We start from the raw sequence: 14,192 nt of genomic DNA on the forward strand, positions 1-14,192 counted from the left end.
AATCCCCTCGGCGGACGAGGTGTGGGTGTGTGGGGCCGGCCGGGCGAACCGGCCGGGCGGGTCAGGCGGGTGAGAACAGGTGGTCGCTGATGAGCCTGGCCGCACCGGTGACTCCGGCGGCGGGTCCCAGCTCGCCCAGGACGATCGGTAGGTTGCCGGTGGCCAGCGGCAGGGAGCGCCGGTAGACCTGGGCCCGGACGGCGGCCAGCAGGGTGTGGCCGAGTCCGGTCACCCCGCCGCCGATCACCACCAGGGCGGGGTTGAAGAAGCTGACGAGGCCGGCGATGACCTGGCCGACGCGGTTGCCGCCCTCGCGGATGAGGACGAGTGAGGTGGCGTCCCCGGCGGCCGCGGCGGCGGCCACGTCCGCGGCGGTGAGCCGACCGGACGCCTCCAGCCGGGCCGCGAGCTCCTCGGACCGTCCGGCGCGGGCCGCGTCCTCGGCGTCGCGGGCCAGGGCGGCGCCGCTGAAGTGGGCCTCCAGGCAGCCCCGGTTGCCGCAGGCGCAGAGCCGGCCCCCGGGTTCGACCTGGATGTGGCCGATGTCGCCGGCGCTGCCCGTCGCGCCCCGGTGGACGGTGCCGCCGACGACGATGCCGCAGCCGATGCCCGTACCGATCTTGACGCAGAGGAAGTCGCCGACGGAACGGGCGACGCCCGCCTGCTGCTCCCCCAGGGCCATCAGGTTCACGTCGTTGTCGACCATGACCGGGCAGCCCAGCTCCTGGCTGAGCGCCTCGCGGACCGGGAAGCCGTCCCAGCCGGGCATGATCGGGGGTGCGACGGGGACGCCCTCGGGGAAGCGGACCGGTCCTGGGACGCCGATCCCGGCTCCGTCGAAGCTGTCGGCCAGCCCGGAGTCCCGGAGCTTCGCCGCCATGGACAGCACCTGTTCGAAGACCGCGACGGGCCCTTCGCGTACGTCCATGGGGTGGTTGAGGTGGCCCAGGACCTCCAGCTCCGCGTTGGTGACCGCCACGTCGACGGAGGTGGCGCCGATGTCGACGCCGAGGAAGCGCAGGTGCGGGGCGAGCCGGATGTTGTGCGAGCGGCGGCCGCCCCGGGATGCGGCGAGCCCGTCGGCGACGACGAGTCCGGTCTCCAGCAGCCGGTCGACCTCGACGGCCAGCTTGGACCGGGAGAGGTCGACCTGATCGCCCAGCTTCGCCCGGGAGTTGGGCCCACCGTCGCGCAACAGCTTGAGCAGTCGCGCCTGGTGGGCGTTCGCGGGTCGTGCCGTCATACGTCTCACGCGCCCCTCCCGCCTCGTCGGCCTGTCCGTCGGGCTTGGGAGGGGAACGTAGCAGCGGTTGCCGGGACTGGGAAGAAGTCACGCAGGAATCCGGCGAACTTTCTCCACTCCGAGGACAAAGACGAGGCTGTCGGGGCCTGTCGTCAACTGCCGTCGTCGCCCCCAGGGCGGCCGCGCGGCAGACGGGAAGGGGCAGACAGGCCCTGGGTGGGCTGACCAGCAAGGTCCACCTCGCTGCCGACAGCAGGTGTCGCCCGCCGGCATTCGCCCTCATCGCGGGGCAGGCCGCAGACAGCCCGCAGTTCATCCCGTGCTGGGGAAGACAGGGGTCCGCGGACCCCTGGGCCACCCCTCACCCGGCCGGACGCGGTCGCTGGGGACAACGCCTACTCCGCATACGGAAACCGGGCCCATCTGCGGCAACGCGGCACCCAAGCGGTCATACCGGAGAGGAGGGACCAAGCCGCCAACCGGAAGAAGAAGGGCTCCAAAGGCGGTCGACCCGTCGGTCACGATGCCGGCCTCTACGAAGAGAGGAACACCGTCGAGCGCCCGACCAACAAGCTCAAGGCATGGCGGGGCGTCGCCACTCGGTATGACAAGACCCCCGGCAGCCATCTCGCCGGCCTGCACCCGCGTGCTTCGATGATCTGGATCAAAGACCTCGACCTCACCACCCAGCGAGTACAGCTCGATACACGCGGGTGACCTGACAGTCACGAGCCGCCGTCATCGGAGACTTACCCGGTCAGAGCGAGCCGGCTGTCCTGTAGACGGAGACATGGGAGCGCGACTCTGCGGTGAATTCCTCTCCCGTCCAGTCGGCGTGCCTGGACTCCAGCGTCATTCCAGCCAGCTCGGCCATCAGGTCGAGTTCAGCCGGCCAGACGTATCGGTGTGGGCTGCGGAACAGACGGGCGTCACGCCCACTGTCGGCGTCGAACCCGAAGTGGTGCGAAACGACCTGCTGGCGCAGGACATCGTAGGTGTCGAGCCCGATATAGCCCGGCGCCGACCCGAAGACCACGCCCTGCTGACCTGGCGGCAACGTGCGAAGCTCGGGGACCCACAGCTCGACGACGAACCGCCCGCCCGGCGAGAGGTGGCGTGCGGCATTTCGGAAACAGGCAACCTGCTCAGCCTGCGTGAGCAAGACCGAGATGCCGTTGTAGACGAGGTAGACGAGCTGGAACTCGCCCGGGACTCGCGCAGTGGCCATGTCGCCGACGACGACCGGGATGGCCGCGTCGTCTGCTTTGGTGCGGAGCTGATCGAGCATCGGCTTCGACAGTTCGATGCCACTGACCGAGACTCCGCGATCCGCGAGTGGCACTGCCACCCGCCCGGTCCCGATGGCGAACTCCAGCGCCCGTCCGCCCCTGGTGAGCTCCACCAGGCGGTCGATCGTTGGCTCCAGCACCTCCGATGCGAACATGCCGGTCCCAGGGGTGTCATAGCTCTGAGCGGCCTGGTCGTTCCAAATCTCACTTTGAAGCATAAGCAGCGATGATCGACCACCGTCCGAGCAACGTCAACGCGCTTTCTCCACTGTCGAGATGAGGGTGCGCCACCGGGCTCCTACTCGGCTCAACGGTGGCACCCCGAGAAGCACGGCGATGCTCTACGTCCCGGCCAGGAGCTCGACGTGACGTGCCTCTCCCCCCACGCCGGCGGGCACCTCGGGGCTCAAGCAGTCACGTTGATCACGACTCGATACGCGCCCCAGGGTTCACGGGCAGCTGATCACCTGTCCCGCGTAGCTGAGGTTGCCGCCGAAGCCGAAGAGGAGGACCGGCGCCCCGCTGGGGATCTCGCCCCGTTCGACCAGCTTGGACAGGGCCATGGGGATGGAGGCGGCGGAGGTGTTGCCGGAGTCGACCACGTCGCGCGCGACGACGGCGTTGACCGCGCCGATCTTCCGGGCGACGGGCTCGATGATCCGGAGGTTGGCCTGGTGGAGGACGACGGCGGCCAGGTCCTCCGGGGTGAGGCCCGCCTTCTCGCACACCTTGCGGGCGATGGGCGGCAGCTGGGTGGTGGCCCAGCGGTAGACGGACTGGCCCTCCTGCGCGAAGCGCGGCGGCGTCCCCTCGATGCGGACGGCGTCCCCCATGGCGGGGACCGACCCCCAGAGCACCGGTCCGATGCCGGGGCGCCCCGAACCGGGGGTGTCGTCGGCGACGACGACGGCCGCACCGGCGCCGTCCCCCATCAGCACGCAGCTGGAACGATCCGTCCAGTCGACGATGTCGCCCATCTTGTCGGCGCCGATGACCAGGGCGCGCGTGGCGGCGCCGGCCCGCAGCGCGTGGTCGGCGGTGGCGAGGGCGTGGGTGAAGCCGGAACAGACCACGTTGATGTCCATGACCGCGGGCGCCTCCATGCCGAGGCGGGCGGCGACCCGGGCCGACATGCTCGGGGAGCGGTCGATGGCGGTGGAGGTGGCGACCAGCACCAGGTCGATGTCGGCCGGCCGGAGACCCGCCGCGGCGAGGGCCTTGGCGGCCGCGTGCGCGGCCAGCTCGTCCACCGGCTCGTCGGGGCCGCCGATGTGGCGGGTCCTGACGCCGACGCGGCTGGTGATCCACTCGTCACTGGTGTCGACCATGGCCGCCAGGTCATGGTTGGTGAGCACCTTGGCGGGCTGGTAGTGGCCGAGCGCCACGACACGTGAGCCGGTCATAAACGGGATCCCCTCGCTCCATCTGTCAGGAACCAACCAGTCTTGGTCGCTACCGCCCGGTACGGGGGCAGGTGATCCCACAGGAATACCGGCCCCGGCTTGGAGGGCTCGACACCAGCCGCCGGTGATCCGGGACCCGGCCATCCGGTGGCGACGCCGTATCGCCGGTGCAGGACAATGGCAGCGTCGGGGCGCGCCGAGGCCCCCTCACCTACAGAAATCGGGTTCAACGGTCATGGGACGGGTCACCGAGCGCCGCCGCACCATCCGCATCCGGGACGGGGCCGTCTCCACGCGTCCCGACACCCTCGTCGCCGAGGAGCCTCTGGAGATCCGGTTGAACGGGAAACCGCTCGCCATCACCATGCGCACCCCGGGCGACGACTTCGCGCTGGCGGCGGGCTTCCTGGTCAGCGAGGGCGTGATCGGTGGCCAGGGCGATGTGCGGTCGATCGTGTACTGCGCGGGCGCGACCGCCGACGGGGTCAACACGTACAACGTGGTGGACGTGCGCCTTGCGCCGGGTGTCGAGGTCCCCGACATCACGCTGGAGCGCAACGTGTACACCACGTCGTCCTGCGGGCTGTGCGGCAAGGCGAGCCTGGACGCCGTCCGCACCACGACCCGGCACCCCGTCGCCGACACTCCCCCGCTGCTGCTGGCACCCGCGCTGCTGGCCGCGCTCCCCGATCGCCTGCGGGCCGCCCAGCGGGTCTTCGACCGGACCGGGGGCCTGCACGCGGCGGCGCTGTTCTCGGAGACCGGCGAGCTGATGGACGTACGGGAGGACGTCGGACGGCACAACGCGGTCGACAAGCTGGTGGGCCGGGCGCTGACGGACGGGCGGCTGCCGCTGTCCCGGTCGGTCCTGCTGGTGTCGGGGCGGGCCTCGTTCGAGCTGGCGCAGAAGGCGGTGATGGCCGGGATACCCGTGCTGGCGGCCGTCTCGGCGCCGTCGTCCCTCGCCGTCGACCTGGCCTCCGAGACGGGCCTGACCCTGGTCGGGTTCCTGCGGGGGCCCTCGATGAACGTGTACTCGGGAGAGCACCGCATCGCGCTGGACGCGGGCTAACCCACCGGCACGGCGTCCGGCGTCGCCACGTCCTGACCGTCGCGGGCGCGCCGCTTGGCGATGACCGCGCAGACCATCAGTTGCATCTGGTGGAAGAGCATCAGCGGCAGCACCGCCAGGCTCGCCTGGGCGCCGAAGAGGACGCTGGCCATGGGCAGCCCGGAGGCCAGGCTCTTCTTGGACCCGGCGAACTGGATCGCGACGCGGTCCGCCCGGCCGAATCCGAGGCGCTTCGCGCCGTACCAGGTCACCGTGAGCATCAGCGCGAGCAGGGCCCCTTCGGCGGCGAGGAGCGCGCCGAGCCGGGCCGGGGTCACCTGGTGCCAGATGCCCGCGACCATGCCCTCGCTGAACGCGGTGTAGACGACGAGCAGGATCGAGCCCCGGTCGACCAGGCCGAGGACCTTGCGGTGGCACGCGACGAAGCCCCCGATGCGGCGGCGCAGCAGCTGGCCCAGGGCGAACGGCAGCAGCAGCTGGACGCCGATCTTCAGCAGGGCGTCGCCGGAGAACCCGCCCCCGCCGCCCCCGAGCAGCGCGGCGGCGAGGAGCGGGGTGAGGAAGATCCCGGCGATCGAGGAGAAGGACCCGGCGCAGATCGCGGCGGGGACGTTGCCCCGGGCGATCGAGGTGAAGGCGATCGAGGACTGGATGGTCGAGGGGACGAGGCACAGGAAGAGGAAGCCGCTCTGCAGCTGCGGCGACAGGACGTACGGTACGAGGCCCGCGCTCGCCAGCCCCAGCAGCGGGAAGACGACGAAGGTGCAGGCCAGGACCGTGAGGTGGAGCCGCCAGTGGCGGAGCCCGTCCAGCGCCTCGGCCGTGGACAGGCGCGCCCCGTACAGGAAGAAGAGGAGCGCGACCGCGCCCGTGGAGGCCCCGCCGGCCACCTCGGCGGCCGGGCCCGAGGCCGGCAGCAGCGCCGCGAGGACGACGGTGCCGATCAGCGCCGCTATGTACGGGTCGACCGGCAGCCAGGACGGCGGCTGCGGGATGCGGCGGCGGCTCATGTGTTCCACGTTTCTCTCGGTCAGGGTCGGGCGTGCCCGGGAACCATCCTGCTCGGACGCCCTCCGATCGGGAAACACGTATACCGCTCTGACTGTCATCACGATCCGCGATAGCCTGTCCGGTATGTACGACCCCGCGCAGCTGCGCACCTTTCTGGCCGTCGCCCAGACCCTGTCCTTCACCGCCGCCGCCCGCCGGCTCGGGGTGCGGCAGTCCACGGTGAGCCAGCATGTGCGGCGGCTGGAGGACGCGACCGGGCGGCAGCTGTTCGCCCGGGACACCCACCGCGTCGATCTCACGGCGGACGGCGAGGCGATGCTCGGCTTCGCCCGGACGATCCTGGAGGCGCACGAGCGGGCGTCGGCGTACTTCACCGGGACGCGGCTGCGGGGGCGGCTGCGGTTCGGGGCCTCGGAGGACTTCGTGCAGACCCGGCTGCCCGAGATCCTTCAGACGTTCCGGCGCGACCATCCGGAGGTCGAGCTGGAGCTGACCGTGGAGCTGTCCGGGACCCTGCACCGGCAGCTGGAGGCGGGCCGGCTGGATCTGGTGCTGGCCAAGCGGCGGGCCGGGGACACCCACGGGAAGCTGGTCTGGCAGGACGCCCTGGTCTGGATCGGCGCGCCGGGGCTCCGGCTCGACCCGGACCGCCCGGTGCCGCTGGTCGTCTTCCCGCCGCCGGGCATCACGCGGGCGCGCGCCCTGGAGGTGCTGGAGGAGCAGGGCCGCTCCTGGCGGATCGCGTGCACGAGCGGCAGCCTCAGCGGCCTGGTGGCGGCCGCCCACGCGGGGCTCGGCGTGATGGCGCACACCCGGGGCCTGGTGCCGCCCGGCCTGGAACCGGTGCCGGTCCGGGCGGGGCTGCCGGAGCTGGGCGGGGTGGACTTCGTCCTGCTGCACGGCAGGCGCCGGGGCGGCGCGCAGCAGGCGGCGGACGCGCTGGCTACGGCGATCCTGGCGGGCGGCGACCGGCTGATCCGCGCAGTTCGTGGGCGTGAACCGGCATGACCCGGCCCCATGAGGGGGAGAACACCGGGGACGCGGCAGCCGGAGCCCGGCCAACCCGCCAAACCGGGACACAGCCGCCCACACCGTCAGTGATCGCGGCGTACAGATTCGGTGGAGATTCCCGCCCCAGCTGCTTACTCCATGGTCAGAAGCGTGCCCGAGCCTTGCCCACTTGGCCGGATTTCGGCCCCTGACCTGTGCATATACCAAGTGGTACGGGCCGTTCCGGACCCTCCCGCGCCGGCGTCCGGTGGGGTAGCGTCGCGGCGCTGTGCGGAGCACCCCAAGGAGCAGGTCATTGCGCGAATTCACTGTCCCACCCATGGCGGCCGCTCCCCTCGTGGGCGGCCTCGCCGACGTCGTGTTCGACCATGCCGACGAGGAGCCGCACCGGATCGCGCTCGGCCGAAAAGACGCGGACGGGAACTGGCAGGACGTGACGTCGGCCGCGTTCCGTGACGAGGTGCTCGCACTGGCCAAGGGACTGATCGCGCACGGGGTGCGGTTCGGCGACCGGGTCGCCCTGATGTCGCGTACGCGCTACGAGTGGACCCTGTTCGACTTCGCGCTGTGGGCGGTGGGCGCCCAGTCGGTGCCGGTCTACCCGACGTCGTCGGCCGAGCAGGTGCTGTGGATGCTGCACGACGCCGAGGTGTCGGCGGTGATGGTGGAGCACGAGGACCACGCGATGACGGTGGCCTCGGTCATCGACCGGCTGCCCCAGCTGAAGCGGTTGTGGCAGCTGGACGCCGGCGCGGTCGCGGAGCTGGTCGAGGCGGGTGCGCACGTCGAGGACGAGGTGGTGCACCGGCACCGGCGGGCGGTGACCCCGGAGTCGGTGGCGACCGTCATCTACACCTCGGGCACCACGGGCCGCCCCAAGGGCTGCGTCCTCACGCACGCCAACTTCATGTTCGAGGCGGACACCATGGCCTCGCGCTGGGAGTCGGTGTTCCACTCCAGACCGGGCGACGAGGCGGTGACGCTGCTCTTCCTGCCGCTGGCGCACGTCTTCGGGCGGATGGTGGAGATCACCGCGATCCGGGGCCGGGTCAAGCTGGGGCACCAGCCGGAGCTGTCGGCGAAGGCCCTGATGCCGGACCTGGTCTCCTTCCGGCCGACGTTCATCCTGGCGGTGCCGTACATCTTCGAGAAGGTCTTCAACGCGGCCCGGCGCAGGGCGGAGGCGGAGGGCAGGGCGGGGCCGTTCGACAAGGCCGTCGACATCGCGGTGAAGTACGCGGAGGCGATGGAGGCCCGGGCCTTCGGCACCGGCCCGGGGCCCTCGACCGGGCTGCGGATGCAGCACCAGTTCTTCGACAAGGTCGTGTACAAGAAGGTCCGCGAGGCGATGGGCGGCCGCATCCGGCACGCCATGTCGGGCGGCTCGGGCATGGAGCGCAGCTTGGGCCTGTTCTTCGCGGGCGCCGGGGTGACGGTGTACGAGGGGTACGGGCTGACCGAGACGACGGCGGCGGCCACCGCCAATCCGCCGGAGCGCACCCGGTACGGCACGGTCGGGCAGCCGATCCCCGGCAGCACGGTGCACATCGCGGCGGACGGCGAGGTGTGGGTGCACGGGAGCCATGTGTTCGGCGGGTATCTCGGCGACCCGAAGGCGACCGACGCGGTGCTCAACGACGGCTGGCTGGCCACCGGGGACCTGGGGTCGCTGGACGAGGACGGCTATCTGACGATCACCGGACGGAAGAAGGAGATCCTGGTGACGTCCGGCGGCAAGAGCGTGTCGCCGGCCGCCCTGGAGGAGCGGGTGCGGGCGCATCCGCTGGTGGCGCAGTGCATCGTCGTCGGCAACGACCGGCCCTATGTGGCGGCGCTGGTCACCGTCGACCAGGAGGCCGTGGAGCACTGGCTGACGATGCAGGGGCGGCAGCAACTGTCCCCGGGCGAGCTGGTGCGCGACCCGGACCTGGAGATGGAGGTGCGCCGGGCGGTGGTGGCGGCGAACACCGCGGTCTCGCAGGCCGAGTCCATCCGTACGTTCCGCATCCTGGCGCACCAGTTCAGCGAGCAGCACGGGCTGCTCACCCCGTCGCTGAAGCTGAAGCGCAAGGCGATCGAGGCGGCGTACGAGACCGAGGTGGACGCGCTGTACCGCTGAGCGGGAACGGATCGGGGCGGGCGGGAATGCGTGGGCGTTCTTGATCGTTGACCCTGGGAGTTCCACTCCCCCAACGTAAGGATCCTCAGCTCGTGAGCCAGGTCCCCTCCCTCACCCTCAACAACGGCGTCGAGATGCCCCAGCTCGGGTTCGGAGTCTGGCAGGTGCCGGACGACGAGGCGACGAAGGCGGTCGCCACCGCCATCGAGTCCGGGTACCGCAGCATCGACACCGCCGCGATCTACCAGAACGAGGCGGGCACGGGCAAGGCCATCGCCGCCTCCGGCGTCGCCCGCGACGAGCTGTTCGTGACCACCAAGCTGTGGAACAGCGACCAGGGCTACGACTCGACGCTGCGCGCCTTCGACGCCTCGCTGGAGAAACTGGGCCTCGACTACGTGGACCTGTATCTGATCCACTGGCCGGTGCCCGCCAAGGACGCGTACGTCGACACCTACCGGGCGTTCGAGAAGATCCACGCCGACGGCCGCGCGAAGGCCATCGGCGTGTCGAACTTCCTCCCGGAGCACCTGGAGCGGCTGCTCGGTGAGACCTCCGTGGTGCCGGTGCTCAACCAGATCGAGCTGCACCCGCAGCTCCAGCAGGCCGAGTCCCGCGCCCTGCACGCCCAGCACGGCATCCTCACCGAGGCATGGTCGCCGCTCGGTTCCGGCAAGGGCCTGCTGGAGGTCCCGACGGTCCTCGCGGTCGCCCGCAAGCACAACCGCACGCCCGCCCAGGCGGTGCTGCGCTGGCACCTCCAGACGGGCAACGTGGTGATCCCGAAGTCCGTGACCCCGTCGCGGATCGCGGAGAACATCGACGTGTTCGACTTCGAGCTGGACGCCGACGACCTGGCCGCCTTCGCGGCGCTGGACGAGGGCAAGCGGCTCGGCCCGAACCCGGGCGAGTTCAACGCCGGCGCCTGACCGCCACGGCTTGACGGAACCGCCGCCCCCGCTCGCGTACGAGCGGGGGCGGCGGTTTCGTCGTTACGGGGATGGCTCAGGCGTATCGTCGGCCCAGGTGGAGGGTGCGGGCCAGGAGCAGGAAGACGTCCGGGCGGCGGTGCAGGGATGCCGGGTCCTCGGGGTCGAGGAGCCGGTCGAGCACGGCGAGGTCCTCGGCGTCCAGGTGGTCGCGCAGCCCACCGCTGCGGCGGGTGAAGTCGGCGATCACCTGTTCCCGGGCCGCGTCGCCGAGGGGCGCGGGCAGGTCGAGCAGGAAGCTGCGGGTGCCCTGCGGGGTGAGACCGGCCGCGCCGAACAGGGCCGCCCAGTTCTCGACCTCGCGGCGGGCGTCGGGCAGCTCGGCGCGCATCTCCTGGAAGAGTTCCGCCTCGGCGGCCTCCATCCGGGCCTCGATCCCGGGCCTGCCGAAGCCCAGGTCGCGCGGGAGCTGCCGGGCCTGGAGCCCGCCCTCGACCAGGGCGACGGTGCCGCCGGGGCGCAGCAGCCCGCCGAATCCGGCGAGCACGGCGCGCTGGTCGCCCATGTGGTGCAGGGTGTTGCCGGCCCAGATCAGGTCGGCCTCGCCCAAGGCGGACAGCTCTTCGGGGAGGGTGGCGTGCAGGGTGGTGACGCGGCCGTCGAGCCCGAGCCGGCGCGCCCGGTCCCGGGTGCGTTCGAGGAGGGCGGGGGTGCCGTCGACGGCGACGACCTCGGCGTCCGGGAAGACCTCGGCCAGCAGGCAGGCGACCACCCCGGGGCCGGCGCCGACGTCGAGGACCCGGCGGACCTTCGGAGCGGTGGGCAGGGCGGCGATCCAGCGGGCCGCCTCGGTGTACTGCGCGCTGCTGAGCTCGGCGTTGCGCTCCAGGAGCGGGGCCATCACGTCCCAGTCGGGTTCGGACCCGCCGTGGTGGTGCCCGTGCGCGGAGGGCTCGTGGTGCAGGCCCTGGTGGCCGTCGTGGTGGTGGCCGTGGCCGGAGTGGTTGCTCATGGCACCAGGGTCACCAGGCGCCGCCGCGCAGGCAAACTTCCTTGCCGTTCCGGCAAGCAGCCCGGGTCGGCTACCTGCGCCGGAAGGCCAGCAGCCGGTACTCCGGGTCGGCGCGCCTGCGGTTCTGGTCCGGCAGGGCGGCCAGATTCCGGACGAGCTGTTCGGCGGCGTCCCCCGGCAGGATCAGGCGGGAGGTGTAGTAGCCCCGCCGGACCCCGCGTGCCGCGCTCAGCGGCGACCGGCCCTGCCCGTGTCCGGTGAAGAACGCGTCGCCCACCACATCGAGGCCGCCCTCCGCCGCATGGGCGACGACCAGGTCCGTTCCGTCGGCCGGGGTCGGCGCCAGGTACGGGGCGAACGCGGCGTCGATGTCGCTGCCCACGTCGTGCGCGGCGTCCTTGTCGACGGTGGTGACGAACACCCCGCCCGGCCGCAGCACGCGCGCCGCCTCGGCCACCACCGCCCGGACCGCGCCCGGTTCGCGCAGCAGATGCAGCAGCCAGACGGCGGTGACCGCGTCCACCGCCGCGTCGGGCAGCGGCAGTCGGCGGGCGTCGGCGAGCAGAACGGCACCGACGCGCTGCCGTGCGACGACGGCCATGCCGTGCGCGGCGTCGGAGCCGGTCACCCGCAGCCCGGGCCGGGCGGCGGCGATCTGCCCGGTGACCAGGCCCGTACCGCAGCCGATGTCCAGCAGGGAGCGCGCGGTGTCCGGCACCAGGCCGAGCACGGCGGCGGCCGCCGCCTCGGCGCGGGGCAGCCCGCCGCGCGTGGCGTCGTAGACGGCGGCCTCTTCGTTGTAGTCGAGCATCGGGAGGCGACTCTAGGCCACGATCGCCGCCCGTGGAACGAACCAGAGGTCTGAACCACCGACGTATTGCCGTGCGGCCACCGGGGCCATAACGTGCGGTGATGGAGCTGGAGTTGCGCCATCTGCGAACCGTCCGTGCCATCGCCGACACGGGCAGCCTGACCAAGGCCGCCACCGCGCTGGGCCTCGCTCAGCCCGCGCTCAGCGCACAGCTGCGGCGGATCGAGAAGGCACTCGGCGGCCCGCTCTTCGAGCGCGACCACACGGGCGCGCGGGCGACGCCGCTGGGCGAACTGGTCCTGGAGCGGGCCCGGATCGTACTGCCCGCCGTGACCGAACTCCAGGAGGAGGCCGTCCGGTTCGCCAACGCGATGGGGACCCTGGAGCGGTTCCGGCTGGGTGGCACGCACGGCCCGCTCCTCGGCGGCCTCGTGGACCGGCTGGCCGCCGCGCACCCGGCGGCGCCGGTGTCCACGTACACCTCCTGGTCGGTGACCGAGGTCGCCTCGCAACTGGTGGACGGGCGGCTCGACTTCGCGCTCATCGGTACCTGTGGCGAGAGCGCCCCGCCGGACGCGGACCGGCTGGAATGGCAGGTCGTCGGGGTCGATCCGGTCTTCGTGATGCTGCCGGAGACCCATCCGCTGTCCGGCCGGGACGCGTTGGAGCTGTCCGAGCTGGCGGACGAGTGCTGGGCGGACGTGCCGGGCGACGGCTGCTTCGCGGACTGTTTCGTGGCGGCGTGCGCACGGGCGGGTTTCCGCCCGGTGTCGGTGTACGAGACGGACACCTCGTCGGTCGTCCATCTCGTCCAGGTGGGGCGGGCGGTGGGGCTGTGCCGGGCGACGTTCCCGCCGACGCCGGGGGTGGTGACGCTGCCGGTCGCCGGGGCGCCGCTCAGCTGGCGCCATCTGCTGGGCTGGCACCCGCGCTCGGCCGCCGCGTCGGCGGCGGCCGGTGCGGTGAGCGGGCACACCCGGGCGGCGTACGCCCAGGCGGTGGAGCGCAGCGAGAGCTACACGCGCTGGCTCGCCACCCACCCCGGGTTCGGCTCGGCGGCCTGAGGGGCTACTCGGCCCCGTGGCCGGGTGCCACCGCCGCGACCCGGGCGGCGAGGCCGAGGTCATTGTCCGTGACCTTGCCGCCCGCGTCGTGCGAGTTCACGGAGAGGGCGACGGTGTTGTAACCGAGCGTCAGGTCGCTGTGGTGGTTCAGCTCGTCCTGGATCGCGGCGACGTGCATCGCGAGCGCGGCGGCGGCGAAGTGCGAGGGCAGCCGGTAGGTGCGGGTGATCCGGTCCCCCTCCAGCGACCAGCCGGGCAGCTCGCGCAGCCGGTCCTCGATCTCGTTCTGCGGCAGCGGTGCGGCGGGCATGGTGCGGCTCCCTCACTGGTGGTCGATGCCGGTCGGCGGTGCCGGTGACGTTACGGTCTCGGTATGACAACTGTCGCGCTCGACACGGGGGTAGGGCCGCTGCTGCGCAGCTGGCGGGAGCGGCGCCGGGTCAGTCAGCTGGAGCTCGCGCTGCGGGCCGGCTCCTCGGCCCGGCACATCTCGTTCATCGAGACGGGGCGCTCACGCCCCAGCGAGGAGATGGTGCTGCGGCTCGCCGAGCACCTGGACGTGCCCGTACGAGAACGCAACGCCCTGCTGGTGATGGCGGGTTACGCCCCGCACTACGCGGAGACCGCGCTCGACGACCCGTCGATGGGGGCGCTCCGGGACGGCCTCGACCGGCTGCTGCGGGGCTACGACCCGTATCCGGCCTTCGTGGTGGACGGGACGTACACCGTGGTGGCGGCCAATCAGGGGATGACCCGGCTGCTCGACGGCGTACCGGAACACCTCCTGGCCCCGCCGCTGAACGCGATGCGGCTCACCCTGCACCCGGAGGGCCTGGCCCCGCGCATCCGGAACCTCCGCGCGTGGCGGGCGGACCTCCTCGCGCAGATGGAGCGCCAGATCGCGCTGGTGCGTTCGCCGGAGCTGCGCGAGTTGTACGAGGAGGTGGCGGGATATCCGCTGCCGGCCGGGCCGGACGGGGACGAGGACTGGCAGCCGCCCTCATCGTCGGTGCCGTTCGCCCTGCCGCTGGTCATCGAGCACGAGGGGCACGTGCTGTCGTTCGTCGCCTCGATCGCCACGTTCAACACGCCGATGGACGTGACGGTGGCGGAGCTGGCCATCGAGACGCTGCTGCCGGCCGACGCGGACACCGCCGCGTATCTGCGCTCGCTGGTGCCCTGAGGACGGACCGGGCCCGTGCCCGCCGGACCGGCTGACACTGGCCCG

General features: G+C 72.2%; 13 protein-coding genes and 1 pseudogene. 7 read left to right on the forward strand and 7 right to left on the reverse strand.

What is annotated here, in order from left to right:
* Window positions 1-61 precede the first annotated feature (61 nt).
* On the reverse strand, window positions 62-1,243 hold the full coding sequence (locus OG867_RS02425; RefSeq protein ID WP_406282134.1) for an ROK family protein: 1,182 nt from the start codon (window positions 1,241-1,243) through the stop codon (window positions 62-64).
* A gap of 194 nt (window positions 1,244-1,437) precedes the next feature.
* Here OG867_RS02425 and OG867_RS02430 point away from each other — a divergent pair.
* Window positions 1,438-1,960 (forward strand): annotated as a pseudogene (locus tag OG867_RS02430) (transposase); the annotation flags it as partial.
* A 40-nt stretch (window positions 1,961-2,000) separates the two neighbouring features.
* On the opposite strand, the gene OG867_RS02435 reads toward OG867_RS02430, so the two are convergent.
* The gene (locus tag OG867_RS02435; protein WP_328903556.1) at window positions 2,001-2,750 is read right to left on the reverse strand and encodes a class I SAM-dependent methyltransferase; all 750 of its coding nucleotides are present in this window, start codon (window positions 2,748-2,750) and stop codon (window positions 2,001-2,003) included.
* A gap of 231 nt (window positions 2,751-2,981) precedes the next feature.
* Entirely contained in the window at window positions 2,982-3,935 is a 954-nt protein-coding gene (locus tag OG867_RS02440) for a beta-ketoacyl-ACP synthase III (RefSeq protein WP_406282139.1), read from the reverse strand.
* 235 nt (window positions 3,936-4,170) lie between these two features.
* Between OG867_RS02440 and fdhD the strand changes: the two genes are divergently transcribed.
* Entirely contained in the window at window positions 4,171-5,007 is an 837-nt protein-coding gene (gene fdhD / locus OG867_RS02445; RefSeq protein WP_406282142.1) for a formate dehydrogenase accessory sulfurtransferase FdhD, read from the forward strand.
* Here the strand turns inward: fdhD and OG867_RS02450 are convergent.
* A complete protein-coding gene (locus OG867_RS02450; protein WP_406282145.1) occupies window positions 5,004-6,017 on the reverse strand; it encodes a bile acid:sodium symporter family protein in 1,014 nt (337 codons plus the stop codon). The genes fdhD and OG867_RS02450 overlap by 4 nt on opposite strands.
* 124 nt (window positions 6,018-6,141) lie before the next feature.
* Between OG867_RS02450 and OG867_RS02455 the strand changes: the two genes are divergently transcribed.
* From OG867_RS02455 to OG867_RS02465, 3 genes are all read left to right on the forward strand, one after another.
* Entirely contained in the window at window positions 6,142-7,026 is an 885-nt protein-coding gene (locus OG867_RS02455; protein ID WP_406282148.1) for a LysR family transcriptional regulator, read from the forward strand.
* A gap of 322 nt (window positions 7,027-7,348) precedes the next feature.
* Window positions 7,349-9,148: an AMP-binding protein gene (locus OG867_RS02460; protein WP_328903551.1), complete on the forward strand. Its 1,800-nt coding sequence runs from the start codon at window positions 7,349-7,351 to the stop codon at window positions 9,146-9,148.
* A gap of 92 nt (window positions 9,149-9,240) precedes the next feature.
* Entirely contained in the window at window positions 9,241-10,077 is an 837-nt protein-coding gene (locus OG867_RS02465) for an aldo/keto reductase (protein WP_018100304.1), read from the forward strand.
* Between the two features lie 76 nt (window positions 10,078-10,153).
* Here the strand turns inward: OG867_RS02465 and OG867_RS02470 are convergent, their stop codons facing one another.
* Together OG867_RS02470 and OG867_RS02475 are read right to left on the reverse strand one after the other, a co-directional pair.
* Entirely contained in the window at window positions 10,154-11,089 is a 936-nt protein-coding gene (locus OG867_RS02470) for a class I SAM-dependent methyltransferase (RefSeq protein ID WP_406282153.1), read from the reverse strand.
* Between the two features lie 70 nt (window positions 11,090-11,159).
* Window positions 11,160-11,900, reverse strand: coding sequence for a class I SAM-dependent methyltransferase (locus OG867_RS02475; RefSeq protein ID WP_406282156.1), 741 nt, complete (start codon window positions 11,898-11,900; stop codon window positions 11,160-11,162).
* Window positions 11,901-12,001: 101 nt separating this feature from the next.
* Between OG867_RS02475 and OG867_RS02480 the strand changes: the two genes are divergently transcribed.
* On the forward strand, window positions 12,002-12,964 hold the full coding sequence (locus OG867_RS02480) for a LysR family transcriptional regulator (RefSeq protein WP_328903548.1): 963 nt from the start codon (window positions 12,002-12,004) through the stop codon (window positions 12,962-12,964).
* A 4-nt stretch (window positions 12,965-12,968) separates the two neighbouring features.
* Here the strand turns inward: OG867_RS02480 and OG867_RS02485 are convergent, their stop codons facing one another.
* Window positions 12,969-13,274 carry a 4a-hydroxytetrahydrobiopterin dehydratase gene (locus tag OG867_RS02485; protein WP_328903547.1) on the reverse strand — a complete coding sequence of 102 codons (306 nt, stop codon included), beginning with the start codon at window positions 13,272-13,274 and terminating at the stop codon, window positions 12,969-12,971.
* A gap of 63 nt (window positions 13,275-13,337) precedes the next feature.
* Between OG867_RS02485 and OG867_RS02490 the strand changes: the two genes are divergently transcribed.
* Window positions 13,338-14,147, forward strand: a complete 810-nt coding sequence (locus tag OG867_RS02490) for a helix-turn-helix transcriptional regulator (RefSeq protein ID WP_328903546.1) — start codon at window positions 13,338-13,340, stop codon at window positions 14,145-14,147.
* Window positions 14,148-14,192: the final 45 nt, after the last annotated feature.

This window comes from Streptomyces sp. NBC_00209 (assembly GCF_045206345.1).
Classification (GTDB): domain Bacteria; phylum Actinomycetota; class Actinomycetes; order Streptomycetales; family Streptomycetaceae; genus Streptomyces.

Coding starts and splice junctions, on each gene's coding strand:
- OG867_RS02485 (WP_328903547.1), bottom strand. CDS start 13,274: ATGCCCGCCGCACCGCTGCCGCAGAACGAGATCGAGGACCGGCTGCGC.
- OG867_RS02440 (WP_406282139.1), bottom strand. CDS start 3,935: ATGACCGGCTCACGTGTCGTGGCGCTCGGCCACTACCAGCCCGCCAAG.
- fdhD (WP_406282142.1), top strand. CDS start 4,171: ATGGGACGGGTCACCGAGCGCCGCCGCACCATCCGCATCCGGGACGGG.
- OG867_RS02425 (WP_406282134.1), bottom strand. CDS start 1,243: ATGACGGCACGACCCGCGAACGCCCACCAGGCGCGACTGCTCAAGCTG.
- OG867_RS02470 (WP_406282153.1), bottom strand. CDS start 11,089: ATGAGCAACCACTCCGGCCACGGCCACCACCACGACGGCCACCAGGGC.
- OG867_RS02480 (WP_328903548.1), top strand. CDS start 12,002: ATGGAGCTGGAGTTGCGCCATCTGCGAACCGTCCGTGCCATCGCCGAC.
- OG867_RS02455 (WP_406282148.1), top strand. CDS start 6,142: ATGTACGACCCCGCGCAGCTGCGCACCTTTCTGGCCGTCGCCCAGACC.
- OG867_RS02450 (WP_406282145.1), bottom strand. CDS start 6,017: ATGAGCCGCCGCCGCATCCCGCAGCCGCCGTCCTGGCTGCCGGTCGAC.
- OG867_RS02490 (WP_328903546.1), top strand. CDS start 13,338: ATGACAACTGTCGCGCTCGACACGGGGGTAGGGCCGCTGCTGCGCAGC.
- OG867_RS02460 (WP_328903551.1), top strand. CDS start 7,349: ATGGCGGCCGCTCCCCTCGTGGGCGGCCTCGCCGACGTCGTGTTCGAC.
- OG867_RS02475 (WP_406282156.1), bottom strand. CDS start 11,900: ATGCTCGACTACAACGAAGAGGCCGCCGTCTACGACGCCACGCGCGGC.
- OG867_RS02435 (WP_328903556.1), bottom strand. CDS start 2,750: ATGCTTCAAAGTGAGATTTGGAACGACCAGGCCGCTCAGAGCTATGAC.